General features: G+C 65.2%; 23 protein-coding genes. 8 read left to right on the forward strand and 15 right to left on the reverse strand.

Annotated elements, in window-relative coordinates; translation table 11 throughout:
* Nucleotides 1-119 precede the first annotated feature (119 nt).
* Entirely contained in the window at nucleotides 120-1,199 is a 1,080-nt protein-coding gene (locus ACH438_RS23460) for a replication-relaxation family protein (protein WP_397008588.1), read from the reverse strand.
* A gap of 377 nt (nucleotides 1,200-1,576) precedes the next feature.
* A complete protein-coding gene (locus ACH438_RS23465) occupies nucleotides 1,577-1,804 on the reverse strand; it encodes a hypothetical protein (protein ID WP_397008590.1) in 228 nt (75 codons plus the stop codon).
* Nucleotides 1,805-2,003: 199 nt separating this feature from the next.
* On the opposite strand from ACH438_RS23465, the gene ACH438_RS23470 reads away from it, so the two are divergent.
* From ACH438_RS23470 to ACH438_RS23480, 3 genes are all read left to right on the forward strand, one after another.
* The gene (locus ACH438_RS23470) at nucleotides 2,004-3,089 is read left to right on the forward strand and encodes a hypothetical protein (protein WP_397008592.1); all 1,086 of its coding nucleotides are present in this window, start codon (nucleotides 2,004-2,006) and stop codon (nucleotides 3,087-3,089) included.
* The gene (locus tag ACH438_RS23475; RefSeq protein ID WP_397008594.1) at nucleotides 3,070-3,909 is read left to right on the forward strand and encodes a hypothetical protein; all 840 of its coding nucleotides are present in this window, start codon (nucleotides 3,070-3,072) and stop codon (nucleotides 3,907-3,909) included. Before ACH438_RS23470 ends, ACH438_RS23475 begins: the two co-directional genes overlap by 20 nt.
* Before the next feature lie 79 nt (nucleotides 3,910-3,988).
* Nucleotides 3,989-5,473 (forward strand): plasmid pRiA4b ORF-3 family protein, encoded by a 1,485-nt coding sequence (locus tag ACH438_RS23480; protein WP_397008596.1) that lies wholly within the window; start codon nucleotides 3,989-3,991, stop codon nucleotides 5,471-5,473.
* A 45-nt stretch (nucleotides 5,474-5,518) separates the two neighbouring features.
* On the opposite strand, the gene ACH438_RS23485 is transcribed toward ACH438_RS23480, so the two are convergent.
* Nucleotides 5,519-6,277, reverse strand: coding sequence for a hypothetical protein (locus tag ACH438_RS23485; RefSeq protein ID WP_397008598.1), 759 nt, complete (start codon nucleotides 6,275-6,277; stop codon nucleotides 5,519-5,521).
* Between the two features lie 318 nt (nucleotides 6,278-6,595).
* On the opposite strand from ACH438_RS23485, the gene ACH438_RS23490 reads away from it, so the two are divergent.
* Nucleotides 6,596-7,135: a hypothetical protein gene (locus ACH438_RS23490; protein WP_397008600.1), complete on the forward strand. Its 540-nt coding sequence runs from the start codon at nucleotides 6,596-6,598 to the stop codon at nucleotides 7,133-7,135.
* Nucleotides 7,136-7,333: 198 nt separating this feature from the next.
* Here ACH438_RS23490 and ACH438_RS23495 read toward each other — a convergent pair whose 3' ends face one another.
* Nucleotides 7,334-8,674, reverse strand: coding sequence for a replication-relaxation family protein (locus tag ACH438_RS23495; RefSeq protein ID WP_397008602.1), 1,341 nt, complete (start codon nucleotides 8,672-8,674; stop codon nucleotides 7,334-7,336).
* 296 nt (nucleotides 8,675-8,970) lie between these two features.
* Here ACH438_RS23495 and ACH438_RS23500 point away from each other — a divergent pair, with 296 nt between their 5' ends.
* Together ACH438_RS23500 and ACH438_RS23505 are read left to right on the forward strand one after the other, a co-directional pair.
* Nucleotides 8,971-9,546: an ADP-ribosyltransferase gene (locus ACH438_RS23500; RefSeq protein WP_397008604.1), complete on the forward strand. Its 576-nt coding sequence runs from the start codon at nucleotides 8,971-8,973 to the stop codon at nucleotides 9,544-9,546.
* Nucleotides 9,546-9,689, forward strand: a complete 144-nt coding sequence (locus ACH438_RS23505; RefSeq protein ID WP_397008606.1) for a hypothetical protein — start codon at nucleotides 9,546-9,548, stop codon at nucleotides 9,687-9,689. Before ACH438_RS23500 ends, ACH438_RS23505 begins: the two co-directional genes overlap by 1 nt.
* A 17-nt stretch (nucleotides 9,690-9,706) precedes the next feature.
* Here ACH438_RS23505 and ACH438_RS23510 read toward each other — a convergent pair whose 3' ends face one another.
* The 5 genes from ACH438_RS23510 to merA all read right to left on the reverse strand — a co-directional run bounded on the left by ACH438_RS23510 (nucleotide 9,707) and on the right by merA (nucleotide 13,791).
* On the reverse strand, nucleotides 9,707-10,216 hold the full coding sequence (locus tag ACH438_RS23510) for a hypothetical protein (protein ID WP_397008608.1): 510 nt from the start codon (nucleotides 10,214-10,216) through the stop codon (nucleotides 9,707-9,709).
* 100 nt (nucleotides 10,217-10,316) lie between these two features.
* Nucleotides 10,317-11,078, reverse strand: a complete 762-nt coding sequence (locus tag ACH438_RS23515) for a phytanoyl-CoA dioxygenase family protein (protein ID WP_397008610.1) — start codon at nucleotides 11,076-11,078, stop codon at nucleotides 10,317-10,319.
* Nucleotides 11,079-11,192: 114 nt separating this feature from the next.
* Nucleotides 11,193-11,837 (reverse strand): organomercurial lyase MerB, encoded by a 645-nt coding sequence (gene merB / locus ACH438_RS23520; RefSeq protein ID WP_397008611.1) that lies wholly within the window; start codon nucleotides 11,835-11,837, stop codon nucleotides 11,193-11,195.
* A 66-nt stretch (nucleotides 11,838-11,903) separates the two neighbouring features.
* A complete protein-coding gene (locus ACH438_RS23525; RefSeq protein ID WP_397008613.1) occupies nucleotides 11,904-12,335 on the reverse strand; it encodes a MerR family transcriptional regulator in 432 nt (143 codons plus the stop codon).
* Nucleotides 12,336-12,351: 16 nt separating this feature from the next.
* Nucleotides 12,352-13,791 carry a mercury(II) reductase gene (merA, locus tag ACH438_RS23530; protein ID WP_397008614.1) on the reverse strand — a complete coding sequence of 480 codons (1,440 nt, stop codon included), beginning with the start codon at nucleotides 13,789-13,791 and terminating at the stop codon, nucleotides 12,352-12,354.
* Nucleotides 13,792-13,911: 120 nt separating this feature from the next.
* Here merA and ACH438_RS23535 point away from each other — a divergent pair, with 120 nt between their 5' ends.
* Nucleotides 13,912-14,298 (forward strand): ArsR/SmtB family transcription factor, encoded by a 387-nt coding sequence (locus ACH438_RS23535; RefSeq protein ID WP_397008615.1) that lies wholly within the window; start codon nucleotides 13,912-13,914, stop codon nucleotides 14,296-14,298.
* A gap of 308 nt (nucleotides 14,299-14,606) precedes the next feature.
* On the opposite strand, the gene ACH438_RS23540 is transcribed toward ACH438_RS23535, so the two are convergent.
* Nucleotides 14,607-14,747 (reverse strand): hypothetical protein, encoded by a 141-nt coding sequence (locus tag ACH438_RS23540; RefSeq protein WP_397008617.1) that lies wholly within the window; start codon nucleotides 14,745-14,747, stop codon nucleotides 14,607-14,609.
* 412 nt (nucleotides 14,748-15,159) lie between these two features.
* Nucleotides 15,160-15,759 (reverse strand): carboxymuconolactone decarboxylase family protein, encoded by a 600-nt coding sequence (locus ACH438_RS23545; RefSeq protein ID WP_397008619.1) that lies wholly within the window; start codon nucleotides 15,757-15,759, stop codon nucleotides 15,160-15,162.
* Between the two features lie 22 nt (nucleotides 15,760-15,781).
* Here ACH438_RS23545 and ACH438_RS23550 point away from each other — a divergent pair, with 22 nt between their 5' ends.
* The gene (locus ACH438_RS23550; RefSeq protein WP_397008621.1) at nucleotides 15,782-16,117 is read left to right on the forward strand and encodes a winged helix-turn-helix transcriptional regulator; all 336 of its coding nucleotides are present in this window, start codon (nucleotides 15,782-15,784) and stop codon (nucleotides 16,115-16,117) included.
* A gap of 18 nt (nucleotides 16,118-16,135) precedes the next feature.
* Here the strand turns inward: ACH438_RS23550 and ACH438_RS23555 are convergent, their stop codons facing one another.
* The 4 genes from ACH438_RS23555 to ACH438_RS23570 form a co-directional block, all read right to left on the reverse strand.
* The gene (locus tag ACH438_RS23555; RefSeq protein WP_397008623.1) at nucleotides 16,136-17,053 is read right to left on the reverse strand and encodes an SAM-dependent methyltransferase; all 918 of its coding nucleotides are present in this window, start codon (nucleotides 17,051-17,053) and stop codon (nucleotides 16,136-16,138) included.
* Nucleotides 17,054-17,172: 119 nt separating this feature from the next.
* The gene (locus ACH438_RS23560; RefSeq protein ID WP_397008625.1) at nucleotides 17,173-17,715 is read right to left on the reverse strand and encodes a YceI family protein; all 543 of its coding nucleotides are present in this window, start codon (nucleotides 17,713-17,715) and stop codon (nucleotides 17,173-17,175) included.
* Nucleotides 17,716-17,811: 96 nt separating this feature from the next.
* A complete protein-coding gene (locus tag ACH438_RS23565) occupies nucleotides 17,812-19,290 on the reverse strand; it encodes a flavin-containing monooxygenase (protein ID WP_397008627.1) in 1,479 nt (492 codons plus the stop codon).
* Nucleotides 19,291-19,336: 46 nt separating this feature from the next.
* Nucleotides 19,337-21,520: an MMPL family transporter gene (locus tag ACH438_RS23570; protein WP_397008629.1), complete on the reverse strand. Its 2,184-nt coding sequence runs from the start codon at nucleotides 21,518-21,520 to the stop codon at nucleotides 19,337-19,339.
* Nucleotides 21,521-21,522 lie beyond the last annotated feature (2 nt).

Genomic DNA, 21,522 nt, shown 5'->3' on the forward strand with positions numbered 1-21,522 from the left:
CTCGCCGTGTGAGTCTGGCTCAAGTGCTGCGCGCGCCCTGAACGTCTTATAATCGGTACGGGCCGATGCCAATAGATCTCGACGTGCCGTCCGGCATCAGAGTTCATCGATTACCGCTCTCAGGACTCTTCATCGTCGCGGTCCAGGTCGATGAAGATGTTGTCGTCTGTGGAGGCGGTCTCGTCGTGAAGGTGCACGGCCGCAGCTGGATACAGGCTGGTGGGCTGTGGCTGGTTGGTGAGGAACCGGTCGCGGATGGTCGGGTCGTCATGGTCGAAGGCGGCTTCGTTGTAGGGCTGGCCGATGCTGGTGTGGTGGGAGATGCGTGGGCCGCGTTCGGGTAGCTCGGCCAGCCGCAGCCGCTCGGTCGCGGTGTCACTGTTGCTGGCGGTCAGCAACGCCCAGACCGGGCCTGCTGGGCCGTCTGGGTGGGTGAGGTCGCGGGCGGTGGTCGCGATTACCAGGCCTGAGTCGCTGTTGGTGAAGGTGTGGCGTAGGGCGGTGTGTAGCCCGGTTTCGCGGCGGCTGGAGTGCAGCGAGAAGAGCAGGATTCCGAATCGGTCGGTGGGAAAGCTCTGGTAGTCGGCGAGTTTGGCGGCGACGGTGGACAGGGTTTCGGTGCCGGTGTCGTATTCGAGGAAGAACCGCACCGCCCGCCCGCCCTGCTCCCAGCAGCCGTACCCGTCCGGGCGGATCGGGGTGGGGTCGAGCGGTGAGGTCCAGAACTGGTCGGCGCATTGACGTTCCGACCACCACTGCGTTAACCCCTCCACATTCGCAATACCTTGGTTGCGGGCGGGGTTGCGGTGCGCGGCGAGCGCGGCGAAGAAGCCGTTGACACCCAAGCGATGCTCGAGGGTCGGCGAGCACGCCAGTCGTTCGAGCATCACTGCGTGCGCGGCCGGGGTCGGTGGCTTCTCGGCACGTGCGGCGGCGATCAGGCGCGCGCCGGAGTAGCCAAGGGCGTGGCGTGTTTGGCTGGTGCCGCCGCCGTAGAGCGACTCGCGAAAGGCGAACAGCATGCCCATCTCACGCAGCTTGCGCAGTCGGTCTTGAGCGCGGCGGGTCGAGGTGAATTCCAGCGCCGCGATCTGGTTGGTGGTCAACACCTTGTGCTCGCTCAGCAGGTAGAGAAGACGACGGTCACGATCGAGCAGTCGGAACCAGGGACCGGCATCCGGATATCCGCCGCGGTGCACGCCACGGCGGTGCCGCCGTCCCCCACGTGATGAACCCTCAGTATCGATACTGAGTCGGGATTTCGACCCCACTCCTGGATTGTGGAGTTGAGCGGCACGGATGCCGATCCCGTGTTCGGCGTTTGGGGCGGCGGTTATAGGACGCCGAGCAGACGCCGACCAATCCGCGCTGCCATCCGCCGACCCAAACGCAGACCCGCGTTCGTCGTGGCCGGTCATCGGGCACCGCCGCCGGTGACCGGTCGGGCACCTACGGCCCGGATGATCACGTCCGGGCCGTCGACCAGCACCGCCTGGTTCGTATGCTGGTCCGTCAGGTCCACCCGAAGGAAACCCGCAGGTCACAGACCTGCGGGTTTGTTTTGTTGTTTGGCGGCTCAGGCTTTGGGTGGCTCTGAGCTGGGGAAACCGTCGTCATGTGGGTTCGAGTCGCCCGAGGTGTTGTTACTTCTGGGGCTGGTGTGGTTTCGGTTGTTTCTCTCGTTGTCGTGTCTGGCCTGGGTGAGGATGGCTCGGACCAGTTTGTGCAGATCCGGCGCTTCTCGCTGGATGCCTTCGACGATGATTCGCCGTTCGGGCTTCGAGTTGCCGCGTTTCTTGGTCATGGTGACTCATGTAGCCAGATCGCGAATTGTGCTTTTGTCTCACGAATTGTATTGCTGTGCAGGTAGTTCCGCTGTTGTGTGAGGATGTTGGCCCGTCGCGTGATGGATTTCGGATCGGGTCGCTCTGGACCGGATTGGGGTCGGATGTTCCGTAAATTATCATGTTCCGTACGCGGCGGAACACTGTTATTATCGGAACATGATCGACTCTGGCTCTGCGCCTCCGACCGCCGTTGCGGACGTCGTGTCGGCGGCAGTGGCGGTGGTGCGAGACCGCCTGCCGACGGCGTGGTCGCTCGCCGTCCACAGTGACGCGCGGGTAGGGGAGGGTCGTGCCGATGGTGCGGTGTCAGTGCGTGCCCCGGATGGGCAGGAGGTCGACCTGATCGTCGAGGCCAAGGCGCTGGTCGAGGTGCGTGATGTGGCGGCGATGAGAATCCATCTCGCGACGCTCACCGGGAACCGACCTGGCAGCGTCGCGGTCGTTGTTTCCCGGTATCTGTCCCAATCTGTCCGGGAACAGCTCGCTTCAGCGGGGTTGTCGTATGTCGATGCGACCGGAAATATCCGCTTGCAGGTGGACTCGCCAGCCTTGTTCGTCTCCGATCGTGGCGCGGACAGTGATCCGTGGCGCGGGCCGGGGCGACCGCGGACCACGATGAAGGGGGAGCCGGCGACCAAAGTCGTTCGGGCCCTGCTGGATTTCGTCGGGCCGTGGAAGGTGCGGGAACTTGTGCGCGTGTCGGGTGCGTCGACGGGGTCGGTGTATCGGGTGATCGAGTTCCTAGAGGCGGAGGGCCTCGCCATACGCGATGGTGGGGTCATCAGCATCCCGGATTGGGTGGCGCTGCTGCGGCGCTGGAGTAAGGACTATCAGTTCCTGCACACCAATGAGGTCACGCGCTGGATCGCGCCGCGCGGTATTCCGGCCTTTCTGGACACGGTGCGCGGCTCCGACGTAGAGGGCTATGCGGTGACCGGTTCGGTCGCCGCCGCCACCTGGGCGCCTCATGCGCCCACTCGGTCGGCGATGGTGTATGCGGCCGATCCCGAAATCGCCGCCAAGGCATGGGATCTGCGTGCCACCGACACTGGCGCCAACGTTCTTATCGCCCGGCCCGCGTACCCTGTCGTTCTCACGCGGTCGGTGGAGGCGCTCGAGGGTGTGCAGGTCGCCGCACCGGCGCAGGTTGCGGTGGATCTCATGACCGGCCCGGGGCGGGCACCGGCTGAAGCCGAAGAACTTCTCGACTGGATGGAGCGCAATGAGCAATCCTGGCGATGACACAACCGACCTGCTTGTTCGTGCGCGCACCGTGCTACTCGACGCTCTCGAAGCGCTCGCCGAACAGCGCGCGGCGGTGGTCGTCATTGGCGCGCAAGCAGTTTATCTGCGGACTGGTGGTATCGATGTCGCACTCGCCGAAGCCACCAAGGACAGCGACGTCGCTCTCGACCCCCGCCGGCTGTCAGATGATCCGAAGATCGAGGCAGCGATGCGGGCCGCGGGATTTGTTCCGTCAGCAAATGGTCAGCCCGGATCGTGGGTCAATGCCGCCGGGATTCCCGTTGATCTGATGGTTCCCGAACAGCTCGCGGGACCAGGCGGCAAACAGGCGCGCGGAGCGCGCATCCCACCCCACGACAAGAAGGCCACCCGGCGAGCCCGCGGACTGGAAGCGACACTGGTCGACCACAGCACGATCCGTGTCGAATCCCTCGACCCCGCCGACCGCCGCGGCATCGACGCGAACGTGGCAGGACCTGCTGCCCTGCTCGTCGCCAAGTGCCACAAGATCGCGGAACGCATTGGGAATCCGGTGCGCCTCAACGACAAAGACGCGCATGACGCATACCGCATCCTGAGGGCTGTCGAGACGGAGGAGCTCCGGACCGCGTTCGCTGTTCTGCTCGGCGACGACCTGAGCAGGGAAGCTACCGAGGAGGCTATTCGCTATCTCGCGGAGTTGTTCGCACCCGGACCCGCCGCCACAGGGTCTGTGATGGCTGGGCGGGCAGAGGAAGGAGTGGGTGACCCGGAACAGGTCGCAGCCGCAGTCTCCATCCTTGCCGCTGATCTGCTCGAAAGCCTTCGCGCACCATGATTGGGCTGCAGGCAGGACGATCGCAGCGCGAATCTTCGCCGACCACAGGTAGGGCATCGAGCCTCGATAGGCTGACCGAATGAACGATGACGACCGACACGGGAAACGCCGGCATCTGCGCGCGGTGCCTCCAACGCATCGGCGGCCGCGGCGTGACGCCGTTATCACCTACCGGGTTCACATCGACCTCGGCGACACGCAGCCGCCATTGTGGCGCCGGTTGGACTTGTCCTCGGATCTGTTTCTCGACGAATTGCACGAGGTGATCCAGACCGCGTTCGGCTGGACGGATAGTCATCTGCATCAATTCGGCAGCGGACCGAGTTATTACGACCCGCTCACCGAGTACTACCTGTGCCCGTACATGACCGAGGACGGTGACCAGCCCGGCGTGCCCGAGGAACAGGTCCGCCTCGACGAGGTGCTCCGAGAGCCCGACGACGTTCTGTTCTACTGCTACGACTTCGGCGACGACTGGCAGCACACGATCACCCTCGAAGCAGTACTGCCGCAGCAACCGGACGCGCCCCTGGCGAGCTGTCTCGACGGTCAGCGGCCCGGACCGCCGGAGGACTGCGGCGGCATCGAAGGCTACGAATTGTTCGCCGCCGCCACTGATCCCGGCGATCCGCGGCACGCCGCCGCCCTCACCGAATTCCACGACATGTTCGGCGACGAGTCCGACCCGTTGACGCATCCGCCGACTCCGTTCGACATCGACCAGGTCAATCGCACCCTCGCGGGGTTCGTGCGCCGCACCACCACCGACGAGATCGCCGCGAACCTGCCGCCCGCGCTGGCGGCACTGGTGGACGCCGCACACGGGATGCTGCGCCGCGAATTGCTGATCCTGATCGGCCGTGCCCGCCTGGACACGCCCGTGCCGGTGGACGCGGCCGTCGCTGAACGCGCCTTGTACCGTTACCGGCGCCTGCTCGACCACGTCGGCGACGGCGTGAAACTCACTGCCGCCGGGTACCTCCCGCCCAAGGTGGTCCAGGCCCTGTACGACGAGCTGGACATGCGCGGCGAATGGATCGGCAAGGGCAACCGGGAGGACCAAACCTATCCGGTCCTGTCGTTGCGAGAATCCGCCCAGGCACTCGGCCTGCTGCGCAAACACCGCGGCCAACTGCTTCCCACCGCCAAATCCCGTGCGCTGCAAAATGATCCGATCGGCCTCTGGCGCTACATCGCCAGCCGCGCCTTCGGTCTGTCCAAGCAGCCCTATCAGCAACATGGCGGCCTGTTGTACCTGCTGGCGCTCACCGGCGACGTCGACGACCCGCAGGACTTCGTCCGAGGCTCGCTGCCCGCGCTCGGCTGGATGATCGACGCCCGCCATTTCCATGCCGCCATCCGCGACGCGACCCGGCCGGTCCGAGATCTCCTCGAACACCTGGGCATGCTGACCTGGCAACGGGGTATCTATCCGAGCGCGCAAATCCCCAGCACGGACGCTGCGGGCTTCGCGTGCACGATACTCAGCGGATTATCGAAACAGTTGCACGCGAGCGAGGTTCGCAATTCCAGCCAATCGCCGTCCAGGCAATTGGACGGATGACTATGCGGTTCTCCATTGAACTGGAGTGCTATCTCTTCCGGGATTTCATCGTGCGCGGCCGTGGCTGTCGCGGCGAGGGACGCCGCGACGCTCGAGCGCTGCCCTGATCGTGGTGGCTCGGACGTTGAATCGGTCGGCGACGCGGGCGAGGGATTGGCCGTCCTGGTAGTCGATGACGGCCTGGTCGATCTCCTGACTCGAGAGTCGGCGCTGTCGGCGGATGGCGGCGTCTCCGGTGTGGAGGATGTCGAGGATGCTGCCCTTGGCGAGCTGGTACTCGGTGGCGAGTTGATTGGCTGAGGCTCCGGCTTCGTAGGCGGCGATGATCTTCGTCCGGTCCGTGTCGGTGAGTCGTCGAGCCAGCGCGTGTACCTGCGCCGTGTCTGTCGACGGTTTGCGTTTCGGCTGGTCAGAGACGCGCTCGCGGAGCTTTTCGAGGGTGGAAGTTAGGGTGCCCTGGTTCGAGTAAGCTCGCATAAGGTCCACCAATCGTGCCATTGCACGAACCGACTCCATTGGGACTGGTACCGCTGAAGCGGTACCAGTCCCAATTTCGTTTCCGGGTTGGGGGATGCGGAAGGTGGGGACGAGGCGGTCGGGGCCGGTGATGGCGACCCGGGCGACGAGGGTCTCGATCAGCGCCTTGGCCTGGGTACGGGTGCCATTGGTGATGATGTCGGCAATATGGTCGGCAATGCCGTCGAGCGTTGCGGGTTTCGGCGCGGTGGGTTCGTTCGCCAGCGCGGCGGTGAGTTCGTCGCGCCGGGTGATGAGTGGGGACAATCCGCCAGTAACGGACCGCATTGTCGAAGCTGCAGGCAAGGCTCCGAAGGAGCTGAAATTTGCACCAGGGACGATGACGAGTGCACAAGATAAGATTATGGAATTTCATAACCGGTTGAAGGAATATCTGTGGCTTTCATCTCGTGGCGCAAACAAGGAGCTCCTTGACGAGCACGCTGCTGGCGTCGAGGATTGGTGGCGGCAGTATCAAAAGGTGGTAAGAGTCCATCCGAAGAGTAGGGGATTGGATAGAATCTGGGCGAATGAGCACTTTCCGGATATAGATTCCCTTGTGTACATGTATCGACAGTCTGGGCGCACTCTTTAAGGAGGCTTGTTATGAAGGTTCCGAATGATCGAGATTTTCGCATCCATGTGGAGCGGTTGTCCTGGTCGGTTGATGTGGATAATCCCGAGTTGTTTGATCGGGTGTACATCCTCGTTCTCAATTCAAGAATCGAGATTCGCTTCGTTCCGGACGTATCTGAAATTGCGCCTCCATGGAGCTATTCTGGCTTACGGAACGACGACCCAATCGCCACCGAGAGCAATGCGTGGCTATGGGCCCTGTTGACCTCGGAATACTCGGCAACGCCGAACCCCGAGCGTGCTGGCAGTGTCGACGTGGTTTCGCTACTTCCGTATGAGCCGATCGACGGTGATTCAAATAGCGGAGTTGTGTGGTTCGTTACTCCGCAACAGTGGGCTGACATAGAGGCTGAACTTATCGATCTGCTTGGTCGAACTGACCGCTACAATAATTTCGTGAGGCTATCCGATGTGCAAGATATGCATTTGGGTAGATTCTTGGAGCGTGAATTTTTTCACTCAGACCAGCTCTTCGAACATACGGTCAAAATGTTTCGGCAAGCGCACTGAGCGTCCCGAAATCTAGCCAAAGAGCGCGCAGGCACACGACCATTGGATGCATCCTGCTCAGCGGCTACAGGTTCGCCATCCGCAACTGATGCGGCCGCCAACGTTCACGAGGCCCATCGAGATGGCGTTGCCCGTACGCGAGATTCGCTGTCGCCGTGAGCCGTTCATACGGTTTGTACGTAGTCGGCCGCTTTTGGGTTACCTGAGGAGATCGGGGGGAGATATCGACCGTCGCAACCCTTCCGGGGTCGGGTCGTCCCACTCGATGAGGATGTCCTGGTCGGTGGGGTCGGTCTCGTTGTGCAGGGGTGCGATTGGAGCTGGGTGCGGGGTGTCCGGCTGCCGCTGGTTTGTGATGAACAGGTCATAAACAGTTGGGTCGTAGTGGTCGAAGTCGGCCTCGTTGCAGGGATTGATCAGGCTGGGGTGATGGATGATTCGCGGTCCACGTTCGGGTAAGTCGGCCAAGGGGAGACGTTCGGTGATGGTGTCGCCGTTGGTGGCCGTCCACATGGCCCAGACCGGCCCTGCTGGGCCGTGGGGGTGGTGCAGGTCTCGGCTGGTGGTGGCGATCACCAGACCGGGGTCCGAGCTGCCGAGCGCGCGGCGTAGAGCGGTCCGCAATCCGGTTTCGCGGCGGGCCGAATGCACTGAGAACAGGAGAATCCCGAAGTTGTCGGTCGGGAAGCTCTGGTAGTCGGCGAGTTTGGAGGTGACGGTTCTCAATGACTCGGTGCCGGTGTCATATTCGAGGAAGAATCGCACTACACGACCGTGCTCTTCCCAACATCCGTAGCCGTCGGGGTGGAGTTGGTCATCGCGGAGGATGTGCGTCCAAAACATGTCGGTGCATTGTTTCTCCGACCACCACTGTGTCAGTCCTTGCACCGGATTCGCAGTCGCGAGATGGTGGAGGGCGGGGTTGCGGTGGGCGGCCAGCTCGCAGAAGAAGCCATTCACACCGAGTCGGTGGTCGAGAGTTGGGGAGCAGGCCAGGCGCTCCAAACTGAGGGCATAGGCGGCTGGGGTGGGTGGTTTCTGGGCGCGTTGGGCGGCGATAAGGCGTGCGCCGGGATAGCCGAGGGCGTGGCGGGTTTGGCTGGTTCCGCCGCCGTAAAGGGATTCGCGGAAGGCGAAGAGCATGCCCATCTCGCGGAGTTTGCGCAGTCGGTCCTGGGCGCGGCGGACGGAGGCGAATTCGAGTGAGGCGATCTGGTCGGTGGTGAGGACTTTATGTTCGGCAAGGAGGGAGAGAAGACGGCGGTCACGGTCGAGGAGACGGAACCAGGGACCTGCGTCCGGGTGCCCGCCACGATGCACGCAGTGTCCGCCGCGCGGCCCTACGTGGGAATTTTTACGAGTATTGATATTCATTCTGGATTTCGGCCCCGCCCCTCGAATGTGCGCCTGATCGGCCCGGATACCGTTGGCGTGTTCGGCGTTTGGATTGGCAGTTATAGGACGCCGAGCACCCGCCGCCCCATCCGCGCCACCAAGCGCCATCCCATCCGCAGACGCACTGTCGTCGTGGCCCGTCATCGGGCATCATCGCCGACCGGTTGCCGTGAACCGACCGCCCGGATCATGATGTCCGGCCCGTCTACCAGCACCGCCCGGTTCGTATGCTGGTCCGTCAGGTCCACTCATGGAATCCAGGCTCAGCGGAAACGTTGGGCCTGGTTTTCTTTGTGTTGGAGGGGCTTTCGCCGATTCTCGGGGTAGCGTGTGCGGCAGGATCTGATCGTTCGCGATCAAGTTGCGGTAGTACGTCGTGTCGGGTGGGTTTGGCTGCGATCTCCGCGTGTCGGGCCCGGATATGGACCAGGATCCTGGACGTGGCGGATGAGGGGGACGAGTACGGCTTCGACGCAATTCCTCTGGCGGAGACGGCCCTGGCGGGGCAGCGGGGCGACCGGCTCACAGAGGGCGAAGCAGATGTCATTCGCGCTTATACCTACAACTCGCACGACGCCATCAACAAGGCGCTTTGGGGCGAGATCGCGATGACACCGGCAATCGAGCGACGCATTCGCCTGATCAGATCAGGACTGGCGAAGTATCCGCTCGAAAGCGCGGTTCGCGTCACCAGAGAAGTCGAGGCTTCGGAGTATGGCATCGTCGATGCGGACTCGGCGTATGCGCTGATCGACGCAGAACTCATACACCATGGCTTTCTATCGACATCGGGTTCGGCTACTCCGCCGCATTCGTACATACGTGTCGACCCGGTGATCTTGGATTTGGTAGTGCAAGCGGGCGTACCGGCCCTGCTCCTGGGTGACCTTGCCGAGGAGCCAGCGGAGAAAGAAGTCCTGGTGATCGACGCGCGGATCCCGTTCGTCGTTGGTGTCGAGCGGGACGGCACGCGTAATATGTGGCGCATCAAAGCAATCGTGCGAGGAGACGAGTGATGAGCGCGTTGACGGAGGGATCCAGCCGCGTCACGCGGGTGAAGCTAACGCCGGAGCAGATCGCGGAGCGCCGTCGCGAGGCCGAGAAGATTGTCGGTCGCAAGCTCCCGCCACGTCCGTCGGCCGTCAAACCCGCCAAGTAGGCGGCTTCGGTCAGCTGTTATCGCCGTCGGGCACCCACTCCTCGAATGAGGATTTCCGGCCCGTCGACCAGCACCGCGCGGTTCGTACGCTGGTCCGTCAGCTCCACCAAAGGGTCATTGCACGAACCGATCCCGTCGGGGCCGGTACCGCGTCTGCGGTACCGGCCCCGTTCTCGTTTCCGGGTTGGGGGATGCGGAAGGTGGGGATGAGCCGGTCTGGTCCGTCGATCTTGATATGTGCGACCAGGGGTTTCGATCAATGCCTTGCTTTGGGTGTGGTCACCGCTGGTGATGATCTCGGTGATGTGGTCGGCGATCCGGTCCAGGACGGCGGGCGCGGGCGCAGTTGGAGCGTTGGCAAGCGATTGGGTGAGTTCGTCGCGGCGGGCAAGGAGTTGCGCAGTCTTGGAACGCAGTTCGGTCAGGCGTCCGCCGACGAGTTCGGGGTCGAGGGTGCCGTTTTCGAACGCGGGAGGAGCACGGTGCGCGGCCGGGCCGTGCGTCGACACGGCCGGCACACGCTGCACCGGCCCGCCTGCCGCGGTGCTCATGCACGTTGTGATCGTGTGCCGGGTGGTCGAGCAGGCCGGACAGTACGCGAATGCACCAGGGGCCGAGTGTTTGTCGTTACCGGTCGCAGGCCCGGGGATAGCGGTCGGGGTCGATCGGTTGGCCCGGTTTCATGGGGAGCGGGTCGTGGCCGGGTATGGGTTTGTAGGTGGCGGTGGCGTCGGTGAAGGTGACGACGAAGGCCAGGCGGATCTGGTCGGTGGTGTTGGGGCCTGCGGCGTGGGCGGTGCGGTTGTGGTGGAAGGTGACGCCCCCGGCGCGCAGGGGGACGGTGATGCGCGGGTGCCATTCCAGTTGTGGCCAGTGCTCGACCATGTAGGTCGGGAAGGTGTTGTCTTGGATGTGGTCCAGCGCGACGCGTTCGGGGCCGGGGCGGCGGTGTGAGCCGGGCAGGAAGGTCATCGCGCCGCGTTCGATGGGTACGTCGACCAGGGCGATCCAGGCGTTGAACGTGATCGGTGAGTCGAGCAGGCTGGTGACCAGGTCGTCGTGGAGGTGGCTGGGTGTGGTTTCGTGGGGTTTCTTGGCCAGCACCTCGCCGCCCCAGATCCGTAGCGGGCGGCCGGCGAGTCGTTCGGCGAGGGTGCCGAGGCGTGGGTGCAGGGCGAGTTCGCGCAGTGTCGGGTCTTTCTCCCAGGCGTCGGTGGTGGTGATCAGTCCGATCTGTGCGTTGTGGTTGGCGGGGTCGATGATGCGTTCGGCCGCTTGCCGATATCTGGCTGTCTCGGATTCGGTGAAGAGTTCGGGGAAGGCGAGGAAGCCGTCCGTGTGGAACGCGTCAGCGGCCGACTGTGTGAATTCGGGTGTTGAGGTTGTCATGGAGGCTTCCTGATGTACTGGCAGGGGCGCGACTTCCATGCGACACGGCTCAGCGGTGGGGGTGTGCAGGCGATGATTCGCGCCGCCTCGATGGTTTCGGGTTCGAGCGATTGCTCAGCAGCAGTGCGGTTTTCCGCTGGCGGTGCGGAGGGTGTCGCTGATGGGGCGGAGTTGGTCGTAGGCGTCGGCGACGGGCAGCAGTACCCCGGTCGGGTGCTGGGTCAGCCAGTCGGCGCCGGCCGCTGCGGAGGCGAAGTAGCGGCCGGGGTTGCAAGTGGTGGCCCGCACGTGGGTGATGTCCAGCTCGTCGGGGCCGGGTAGCGAGACCACCGCGGTGGCGGGTTCCAGGCCGGAGATCCCGGAGGCCGGGTCCACGGTCAGCCGGATTACGGTTCCGGTTGCCGGGCAGGGTGATTCGACCTGGGCGGGGCGGTCGATGATGGTGGGGAACAGCAGGGTGTCGGCCGCGCACCAGGTGTAGAGCAGGTGGTCGTCGACGGTGAAGCGGTGCGGGGTCGGTTCGAGGGTGAGTCCCCAACCTTTGATGCGGTGCTGGTCGTCGTATTCGATATCGCTTGCCGCGGGCGCGGATTCGATATCGGCTACCCGCACCCCGGCCGCGGTCGCGAGCTGTTCGAGGGTGATCGGGCGGCCCTCGGCCAGCAGCCGCATCGCCGTGCCCATCAGCGTGGCCGCGGTGGTGCCGGCGGTGTCGAACAGCTTGTCGATGATGGTGTCGGTGAACTCGTTGGCGGTCATACCGGTGTTCCTTCTCGGCGACAGTGCTTCTGGAATCCAGCGTGCTGTCTCCCCCCGGTGGGAGAGTCAAGTACCTGTAGTGGATCGATGGGGGTCCCCTGCCCAGCTCAGGTCGTCGGCGGCCAGGTGGTCACGATGTTCGGACTCGAATTCGTCGATGCGGTCCAGGATCTGCGTGTACTCGCTGATGCGCCGCTGCAGGCGCTGCCGTGACCGTCGCAGCAGCTCGGCCAGGCGGGTGCCGACCGGCGGCCCCGAGTCGTTGTCCAGTGCGTCCACCAAGTGGCAGATCTCGGCGATGGTCACGCCCAGGCCGCGCAGCTCGCCGATGAATCGCACGCACCACAGGGCGTCGTCGGTGTAGAGCCGGTATCCGGCCGGGCTGCGGCCCAGGGTGTAGATCAGGCCGAGGTCGGTGTATTCACGTAGCGCTTTCACCGAAACCCCACTGCGACGGGACAATTCGCCGATCGTCATCGACTGCGTCTGCGCACTCATCGAGGTTCTCCGGTGCTCAGCCCGCGCAACAGGACAATTTGCTGACGTCGGTGGTGAACGTCTGGGCGGTGAGCTTCAGCGCCTCCGCCATGGTCAGATACGGGGCCCAGGTGTGGGCGAGCTGCTCGACGGTCAGGCCCGCGGTCATCGCGTACACCGCGGCGGTGATCAGGTCCCCGGCGCCGTCGGCGAGCACGTGGACGCCCAGAATCCGGCCCGTACCCCGCTCGGCGATGATTTTGACCAGGCCGCGGGTGTCGCGATTGACCAGTGCCCGTGGCGCATTCGCCAAATCCAGCACCCGGCATTCGCAGCGCAGCCCGGCCGCGACGGCCTGCTCGTCGGTCAGCCCGACCGCGGCGATCGCGGGGCTGGTGAAGGTCACCCGGGGCGCTGTGGTGGAGTCCAGGACGCGATCGGCTCCGGCGAGGGCATTGTCGGCGACCAGGGTGCCCTGGGCGGCGGCCACGTACACGAACTGCGGGCCCCCGGTCACGTCACCGGCTGCCCAGATCCGCGGGTTCGTGGTGCGTTGCCGATCATCGACCGTGACCGCACCGCGGTCGTCGACGGCGACACCGACCGAGTTCAGACGCAGCCCTTGCGTATTGGGGCGGCGGCCGGTGGCCATCAGCAGTTGCTCGGCGCGGAACTCTTCGGTCGTGCCATCGGTGGTGCGCACGGTCACGGCCTTGTGCCCGTCGGTGGTGAGGACCTTCTCGACGTCGGCGCCGCTGCGCACGGCGATGTGTTCGTCGGCGAACACGGCCTCGATCGTCCGCGAAATCTGTGGTTCCTCGAACGGCGCCAGCCGATCGAGGGCCTCGATAACGGTGACGCGAGTGCCCAGCCGTGCGAACAGCTGGGCCTGTTCGAGCCCGACAGCGTTGCCGCCCACCACGATCAGCGACTCCGGTAGCCGGTCGAGAGCCATCGCGGTGGTGGAGGTGAGATAGCCGGCCTCGGTGAGCCCGTCGATGGGCGGGACCCACGGCGCGGCACCGGTCGCGATCAGATACTGGTCGGCCTCGATCACCCGCGCACCGCCCTCGGCCAACTCGACCCGCAGCGCGGGAGCTTCCCCGCGACCCTCGAAAACCGCTGTCCCGGAAATGATTTCCCATCCGTAATCGGCGGCCAATTCGAGGTACTTCTGGGCCCGCAGCTGGCCGACCAGAGCGTCTTTGCCCGCGATCAGGTCGGCGAAACTCAGCGGCACGTCGCTGTCAGCGAGTCCAGGAAACCGGTCGGCCGCGGCGGCGGCGTGGCGGGTCTCGGCCGCGGCCAGCAGCGCTTTCGAGGGCACGCAGCCGATGTTGACGCAGGTGCCGCCGACTGTGCCGCGTTCCACCATCACCACGTGCTTGCCGCGGTTGATCGCGGCGATCGCGGCGGCGAAGGCCGCCGATCCAGAACCGATAATCGCCAGATCCGGACTGGGTGCTGTCGTGGCCATGCGTATCTCCCGGTCAGTGCAGCCGTTGCGTCACGCACGGTTGCTATTCGTGTTGACGAATATCTACTGAGACCATACTATGCGCTTAGGCAAATAGTTCAAGTTTGTGGAGGCGACGCCATGGCCCGATCCATCATCGCCGACGTCACCGTCGCGTCGGGTGCCGAGTCGGCGTGCACGCACCTGGATACGACGGCGAAATTCTTTCGCGCGCTGTCGGATCCGACCCGGTTGAAACTGCTGGAATTCATCCTCGCCGCGGAACGCACCGCGGCCGAGTGCGTCGTACACGCGGGGATCTCCCAGCCTCGAGTTTCGGTGCACCTGTCATGCCTCGCGGACTGCGGGTACGTCACTGCGCGCCGCGACGGCAAGAAGTTGCGGTACTCGGTCGGCGATCCGCGGGTGGCGGATCTGGTGATGCTCGCGCGATCCCTCGCCACCGACAACGCTGCCGCCCTCGATTGCTGCACCCGCATACCCGCCGCCGCGCACGCGGGCGAGTAGCCGCGAACATCTTCAGTTGTTTCTCCGGATTCTTCCTCGTCCGACGCGTCAAATATGCGCGGTAGGAATGGCTCCCGCGTGTCGGTGCTCTTCGAAGATCCGGTTTCGGAAGAGCGCTGACACCTTCCACCAATGCGGCACCGCTTTCCGACTCGCTGGGTGAGAGATCACCGGGGGGCGTGGCTGTCCCGGCGTGGGACGCCACGACGCTCCAGTGCGGCACGGACTGTGGTGGCCTTGACGCCGAGCCGGTCAGCGATGCCGGCAAGCGATTGGCCGCCCTGGCGAGGCGGTCGGGGCGTAAGTCGTCATTTCCCGACTACCGGCGCGATCTGGTCGATGCGGTTGGTCCAGATGCCGCCGGTGTAGCCGGCGGGCAAGCGCTTCAGGTCGTCGGGGGAATCGAAGCCACTGGAGAATTCCTCCGTGCCATCACCCTTTTCGACCACGACGGTGACATCATGCGGCCCGCATGCGGTCGAGGAAGGTCCCCGGCCAGCCCTACATCCACGCGGCGAAACGGGTCGGGGAGCTCCAGTTCGATGTGCTTGCAGGTGTCGGGGCCCGACCGGTCCAGCCGAGTCCGAGGTAGGTCAGGGCGCAGGTGGCGATGATCTGCCTGGATGTCACGCGCAGGTCCGGGAGTTGGCCGCGCACCGCGTCGATGGACTTGTCGCCGCCGTAGGGGCTGGATTTGTGGAAATTTCGTGAGGATATTGCGAGTGCGAGAGCAACGTGAAAAACCAGTACTGCAACCGCTCCCAGGCCGTACGTCAACCGCGCGGATCGTGATGGGCCGGTATGGCGGGATCTGCGATACCGGCGCATTGTCGTTCGGCGGCAACGATTTCAGCGCCGCACCTACTCGGCGAGCGGCCCCGCGTAATCCGCGAATCGCGGCCTCCCCGCTTCCAACGGCAGCGTGAGCGCGTTCACCAGATACGAAGTGCCGTGGTAAAACCCGGCGAGCATCAACAGTTCGAGGATCGGCTCCTCGGAGAAGGAGCCCCTCAGGCGCGCCCAGAGATCGTCATCCACAGTAGCGGTCTCGTGAAGTGCATCGCAGAGGTCGATCAAGACACAATCCTCCTCACTCCAGCACCCATCACCTGAACTGCCGTGCACCAGCGACCCGATCTGCCCCCGCGTCAACTCCGCGGCCTCGGCGAAACCGACGACGTGAACGCCCCATTCGTATTCCGCCCCACACAGCGCAGTCGTCCGATCGATGACGATCTCCCGCTGGCGCATATTGAGGTGCCCGCGATCGAGCAGCCCGTTCCCGAAGAACTTGAGGAACAGCCGCCGGTCGCGGGCCAATGTGGTGAACAGCGTCAGTGGCGGCTCTCCGCGCATGACGCGATCGATGGCCGCCTGGATATCGGAGTCGAGTGGCTCGGGCGCCGGAGCGATCCGGGCGCTATAGAAATTAGAGCGTTCCATGCTTCGGAGCGTAAACATGCCCCGCTATAGAATCAATAGCGTGGAAGACCTGGAAATCGGCCGCCCGGCTCGCGGCAGTACAACGGGCCGCCCGATCATGGTGCTGCTCGACGCACTCGGCCGCCGCGGTGCACTCCGCCTGATCTGGGAACTACGCGATGGCCGCGCCCTGACGTTCCGAGCGCTCGTCGATGCCTGCGAGTCGAACCCCGGCGCCCTCAACACGCGCTTGAAAGAACTGCGAACCTTGCACCTGATCGACCATGGTGACGGCGGATATCACCTGACGGAGCATGGGCGGTCGCTGGCGACCACCCTTGCTCCGCTGACCCGGTGGGCCGATGGCTGGGCCGAGGCTGTCGCCCAGGATGTTTGAGGCCCTCGCCTGTAATGGTCAGGCGGGTTCGGGGCGTTCGACGGTTACGAGGTTGATGTTGGAGGGGTGGAAGCCGGCGGCGGGGTCGCGTGGGGGGACGGGGCGGCCGAGGGTGTGGAGGTAGTCGGCGAGGTCGGTGCGGGTGGCGGTCCAGCCTCGGTCGGGGAACCATTGGGCGGCGTCGGATCTGGGGGCGTTGTAGATGAGGCGGGCCCAGTTGTTGGCGCCTTCGGGGTCGTCTTCGGTGGGGGCGGTGAGGGTTTCGTAGGTTTCGGCGGGGAGGGGGGTCATTTGTTCGATGGCGGCTCGGCTGCCGGGGGCGCTTGCCTTTTCGATGGTTTCGAAGAGTTGGTCTTGGGCCTCGGGGGAGAGGTAGATCAAGAGGCCTTCTACCAGCCAGGCGGTGGGGGATTCGGGGTCGAAGCCGGATTGCTGGAGGGCGCTGAGCCAGTCCTCGCGGAGGTCGACGGCTACTTCGCGGCGGTTCGCGGTGGGGGAATGGCCTGCGGCGGTGAGGGTTTCGCGTTTGAAGTCGAGGACCTGGGGGCGGTCGAGTTCGTAGACGGTGACGCCGGCGGGCCAGGGGAGGCGGTAGGCGCGGGAGTCGAGGCCGGCGGCGAGGATCACGACCTGGCGGATGCCCTTGTCTGCGGCGGCTTTCAGGTAGTCGTCGAAGTAGCGGGTGCGGGCGGATTGGTGTTGCTGGAAGCCGAGACCGAAGTCGGGGGAACGCAGGGGATGGTCGCGGGTGAGTTCCGGATCGCCGTCGAGGAGTTGCGCGAGTTCGCCGCCGGCCGCCCGGACGAAGACCTCGGCGAGCGGGTCGACGGACAGTGGTTCGGGGCCGCGGCCGGCCAGTGCGCGTGCGGCCGCCACGAAGAGTGCCGTGGATCCGACGCTGGTATTGATATCCCAGTTGTCTTTGTCGCTTCGCATATCCGAAACAGTAGGACGGCCCGCTACCAGCGACAATGATCATGCGATTCTGCGCAGATTTCCTCCACGACCGGCCGAAAGCCGATCGATTCCAGCTCGGGGGTAGGTCTGCGGGCGGCTCAGCCCTGCAATCCGACCTCGACTTCGAGGTTGAGGTTGATCTTGTCGCCGATGACCGTGCCGCCGTCGGGGAGCGGCATGTCGATGGTGATGTCGAAGTCGCGCCGGCTGATGACGGTATTGGCCTCGAAGCCGGCGACCGGGCCCGCGCCCATGCCGGCGTTGACGCCGAGGAACTCCACGGTGAGGCTGACCGGTTTGGTGACGCCGCGAATGGTGAAGTCGCCGTCGACCACGAAGTCGTCGCCGACGACCCGGAAGCCGGTGGATTTGAAGGTCGCGGTCGGGAACTGCTCGGCGTGGAAGAAGTCGGCGGTGCGCAGGTGGGCGTCGCGTTGTTCGTTGTCGGTGGTGACGGAGTCGACGCGGATCTCGGCTTCGGCGTGCGCGCTGCCGTCCTCGTTGACGATGAGCGTGCCGGAGAAGTCGGTGAAGCGGCCGCGTACCTTGCTCACCATCAGGTGGCGGGCGACGAAGCCGAGGGTGGAGTGGGCCGGATCGATGATCCACTTGCCCGGGGTCAGAGCATTGTTCGTGGACATATGGTCTCCTGCGGTTCGGGCGGACGGGAGGGTCCGCACCAGAACAGCCTATTTGGTTGACGTGTCCATCTAGTGGGGATTGACGATGAATGTCCGTTACTCGTCGCGCTGCCAGTCCTCGACGCGAAGATCCCGCCGGTCGCGGCGCAGGGTCCAGGTACCGCCGGGATAGGTGAGCGTATTGGTGCCGGTGGGGTCGATGAAGTAGCTGGTGCAACCGCCGGTGGACCAGATCCGGGTGCTGAGCAGTTCGCGGGCGCGGGTCACCCATCGGCGCTCGGCGGCCGCGCTCGGGGTGTAGCGGCGGATCGCGTTGTCCCGCATATGGGTGATGGTGCGGGCGATCAGGCGCGCGGTGGGTTCGATGGCCAGGAACTGGGAGGTGTGCGGCAGCGCCGTATTCGGCCCGGTGACAGCGAACAGATTGGGGAGCCCCGCGAAGGCGATACCACGGTAGGCCGTGAACCCGTCGCGCTCGAACTTCTCCCGGCTGGAGGTGGTCGAGGTGCGGAAATCGGGGAAGCGCGCGATGGAGTCCTGCACATGGAATCCGGTGGCCCACACGATCGCATCGACCTCGTGGTGTTCACCGTCCGCGGTGCGCAGCCCGGTCGGGGTGATCTCGATGATCTTCTCGGTGATCAGGCCGACGTTCGGCCGGGCGTAGGCGGCGTAGTACTCGTCCGACACCATGGGCCGCTTGCAGCCGAAGCTGTAGTCGGGCGTCAGCTTCCGGCGCACATCCGGATCGGGCACCTGACGGGCCAAGGCGGCCAGGCAGATTCGCGCATAGAGTTTGACCAGGCTCGGATGGAATTCGGCGAAGTGCAGGACCTCCAGGAAGCTGAAGACGAACCCGCGCGCCGCCAGCCGCAACGGCGGAATGCGCCGCAGCATGGTGCGCATGGCCGACGGAATCGGTCGGTCGCCGCGTGGCAGCACCCAGGCCGCGGTGCGCTGGAACGAGACGACCCGGCCGGCCGTGCGAGCCAGCGCGGGCACGATCTGCACGGCGCTGGCGCCCGCGCCCACCACCGCGATCCGCTTGCCTTCGGGCTCGAAGTCCGGATCCCAAGCACTGGAATGCATTTGCGGCCCGCTGAAGTCGGCACGCCCGGGGATATCGGGGATGGCCGCGGTATGCAGCGAGAAGTACCCCATGACGACCGCGCGCGCCCGGATCAACCGGCCGTCGGTCAGCCGGATCACCCATTCCGCGGCGTCCTCGTCGAAATCCGCGTCGGCCACTTCGCTTTTCAGCCGCACATGCTGCCGCAGCTCGAACCGGTCGACCACGGATTCGGTGTAGGCGCGCAGTTCGGGCTGCGTCGCGTAGAGCCGCGTCCAGTCCGGATTGGGTGCGAACGAGTACGAATACAGCACCGACGGCACATCGACCGCGCACCCGGGATACACATTGTCCCGCCAGGTGCCGCCGATGGCATCGGCGCGTTCCAGCATGACGAAGTTGTCCAGGCCGAGCCGGCGCAGGTTGATCGCCACGCCCAGGCCGCTGAATCCGGTCCCGATGATGGCGACGTCATAGCGTTCGAGGTCGGTGGAAGAAGCAGTCATGGGACACCTCGGTCTGTGTACGGAAAGTGGTGAAAGTCAGGGCATTTCAGGTCGCGACGGCGACTTCGGCGGGAGCGGGCCCGCCCTCGCGCAGCCCGATCCGGGCGTGCAGGCGGCGCAATGGCCGTGGCGCCCACCAGGTCCAGCGTCCGCCCAGCCGCAGCGTCGCCGGGAGCAGGAATCCGCGCACGATGGTGGCGTCCGCCAGCACCGCCAGCGGCAGCCCGATGCCGAACGCCTTCATGAAGGTGATGTCGGAGGCGAGGAATCCCAGGAACACGATGGAGATGAGAATCGCCGCCGCGGTCACGATGCGCCCGATCCGTTCGAGCCCGATGGCCACCGATGCCGTTGCGTCACCGGTCTTTTCGTATTCCTCGCGGATCCGGGCGAGCAGGAACACCTGATAGTCCATGGCCAGTCCGAAGGCGACCGCGAACAGCATGACCGGCACCACCGCCGACAGATCACCGGTGACCGTGAACCCGAGCAGCCCGGACAGGTGGCCGTCCTGGAAGATCCACACCAGCGCGCCGAAGGTGGCCGTCAGGCTCAGCGCGCTCAGGATCAGCGCCAGTATCGGCACGAACACACTGCCGGTCAGCAGGAACAGCAGCAGCGCCATGGCGATCAGCACATAGCCGAGGGCGAGCGGCGCTCGCGCGGTGAGTGAATGGATGGCGTCCATATTGGCGGCATCCACCCCGCCGACCAGCGCCCGCGACGGCGCCGGGACGGCCCGGATATCGCGAATCACGGTGTCCATGCTCGCCGGATCGGATGCGGTGGGAACGATGGAAAGGTAAGCCGCAGCGCCATTTTCGAAGCGGCTGTGCATGGCGCCGGCGGGAATGGCCAGCGCGCCCCTGGCATAGCTGCCCGATGCGGTGTCGACGCGTGCGACATTGCCGAGCCGCGAGAGCGCCGTGGCGTAGTCGGTGAGCCCGGCCTTGCTGTCGGGCAGCACTACGAACAATCCGCTGAGCTCAGCGGCATCGAAGTCACGCTGCGCGGTCTCGGCGACCTGTCGCGAGGCCGAGCCCTCCGGCATGGACCGATAGTCCGGGAACCCGGGATGGAACCGCAGGAACGGCAAACCCAATGCGAGCAGCAGCAATACCGTGACGGTGGCGATGGGCAGCGGCCGCCGCATGACCGTGGTGGCCAGGCGATGCCAGAACCCCTCGTCCAGCGCGCGGGAGGTCGCGGCCCGCTTCCGGAAGATCCGGAACCGGTCGATGCGATCACCCGCGATCAGCAGGATCGCCGGCAGCACGGTCAGTGAGACCAGCGCCGCCGTGAGCGCCACCGCAATACCCGCATACCCGATCGACCGCACGGCGAGCAGCGGGAAGACCAGCATGGAGGAGAGCGCGACCGCGACGGTCAGCGCCGAGAAGGCCACCGTCCGCCCCGCCGAACTCATGGTCGCGATCAGCGCCGCCCGCGGATCGCCGGCGGTCGCGAGCTCCTCGCGATACCGATTCACGATCAGCAGGCTGTAGTCGATCGCCAGCCCGAGCCCCAGCAGCGAGGCGACATTGGTTGCGGTGGAGGACAAGTCGGTGAACTCGGCCACCAGCCACAGCACGCCCATGGTGAGCATGGTGGTGACGGTCCCGGTGATGAGCGGCAGTGCCGCCCCGACGACGGTCCCGAATACCACGAGCAGCGCGATGAGGGTCAGCGGAAACGCGACGGCCTCACCCGCGACCACATCCTTCTGCCCCTGCTGCACGGTCTCGTGCATCATCATGGCGTAGCCGCCGACCCGCACATCGATGCCGTCGTGCTTGCCCGCGAATTCCGGTGCGAGCTGGGCGATCCGGTGATCGATCTGCATCTCGTCGCCCAGAATGGTGGCGACGATCAGCCCCGCACGCCCGTTCTTGTCGCGCAGCGCCGGCAGCTGCCCGGAGGTCCAGTAGGACATGACCCCGGAGATATCCGATTCGGCCTGCAACTTCTGTACGAGTGCCGTCGCGGCGCGGCCGGTTTCGGGGTCATCGACGGACCCTGCGCTGTCCACGAGCAGCACGACGTTGGGTGCGCCCTGCCCGAAGTGATCCCGCAGTGCATCGGCCGCGGCGGTGGATTCCGCGGCCGGGTCGAAGTAGCCGCCGCCCTGCAGTTTGTCGAACAGGGTGGTGCCCGCCAGTCCGGCGAGTACCGCGAGCACGGCGGCAACGATGAGCACCGCCCGGTATCTGCGGAGCACGTATCCGATCACGA

The organism is Nocardia sp. NPDC020380 (assembly GCF_044386975.1).
Classification (GTDB): Bacteria; Actinomycetota; Actinomycetes; order Mycobacteriales; family Mycobacteriaceae; genus Nocardia.

Coding starts and splice junctions, on each gene's coding strand:
- merA (WP_397008614.1), bottom strand. CDS start 13,791: ATGGCCACGACAGCACCCAGTCCGGATCTGGCGATTATCGGTTCTGGA.
- ACH438_RS23490 (WP_397008600.1), top strand. CDS start 6,596: ATGAAGGTTCCGAATGATCGAGATTTTCGCATCCATGTGGAGCGGTTG.
- ACH438_RS23465 (WP_397008590.1), bottom strand. CDS start 1,804: ATGACCAAGAAACGCGGCAACTCGAAGCCCGAACGGCGAATCATCGTC.
- ACH438_RS23480 (WP_397008596.1), top strand. CDS start 3,989: ATGAACGATGACGACCGACACGGGAAACGCCGGCATCTGCGCGCGGTG.
- ACH438_RS23560 (WP_397008625.1), bottom strand. CDS start 17,715: ATGTCCACGAACAATGCTCTGACCCCGGGCAAGTGGATCATCGATCCG.
- ACH438_RS23485 (WP_397008598.1), bottom strand. CDS start 6,277: ATGCGGTCCGTTACTGGCGGATTGTCCCCACTCATCACCCGGCGCGAC.
- ACH438_RS23535 (WP_397008615.1), top strand. CDS start 13,912: ATGGCCCGATCCATCATCGCCGACGTCACCGTCGCGTCGGGTGCCGAG.
- ACH438_RS23525 (WP_397008613.1), bottom strand. CDS start 12,335: ATGAGTGCGCAGACGCAGTCGATGACGATCGGCGAATTGTCCCGTCGC.
- ACH438_RS23475 (WP_397008594.1), top strand. CDS start 3,070: ATGAGCAATCCTGGCGATGACACAACCGACCTGCTTGTTCGTGCGCGC.
- ACH438_RS23515 (WP_397008610.1), bottom strand. CDS start 11,078: ATGACAACCTCAACACCCGAATTCACACAGTCGGCCGCTGACGCGTTC.
- ACH438_RS23565 (WP_397008627.1), bottom strand. CDS start 19,290: ATGACTGCTTCTTCCACCGACCTCGAACGCTATGACGTCGCCATCATC.
- ACH438_RS23545 (WP_397008619.1), bottom strand. CDS start 15,759: ATGTTTACGCTCCGAAGCATGGAACGCTCTAATTTCTATAGCGCCCGG.
- ACH438_RS23470 (WP_397008592.1), top strand. CDS start 2,004: ATGATCGACTCTGGCTCTGCGCCTCCGACCGCCGTTGCGGACGTCGTG.
- ACH438_RS23495 (WP_397008602.1), bottom strand. CDS start 8,674: ATGACGGGCCACGACGACAGTGCGTCTGCGGATGGGATGGCGCTTGGT.
- merB (WP_397008611.1), bottom strand. CDS start 11,837: ATGACCGCCAACGAGTTCACCGACACCATCATCGACAAGCTGTTCGAC.
- ACH438_RS23505 (WP_397008606.1), top strand. CDS start 9,546: ATGAGCGCGTTGACGGAGGGATCCAGCCGCGTCACGCGGGTGAAGCTA.
- ACH438_RS23555 (WP_397008623.1), bottom strand. CDS start 17,053: ATGCGAAGCGACAAAGACAACTGGGATATCAATACCAGCGTCGGATCC.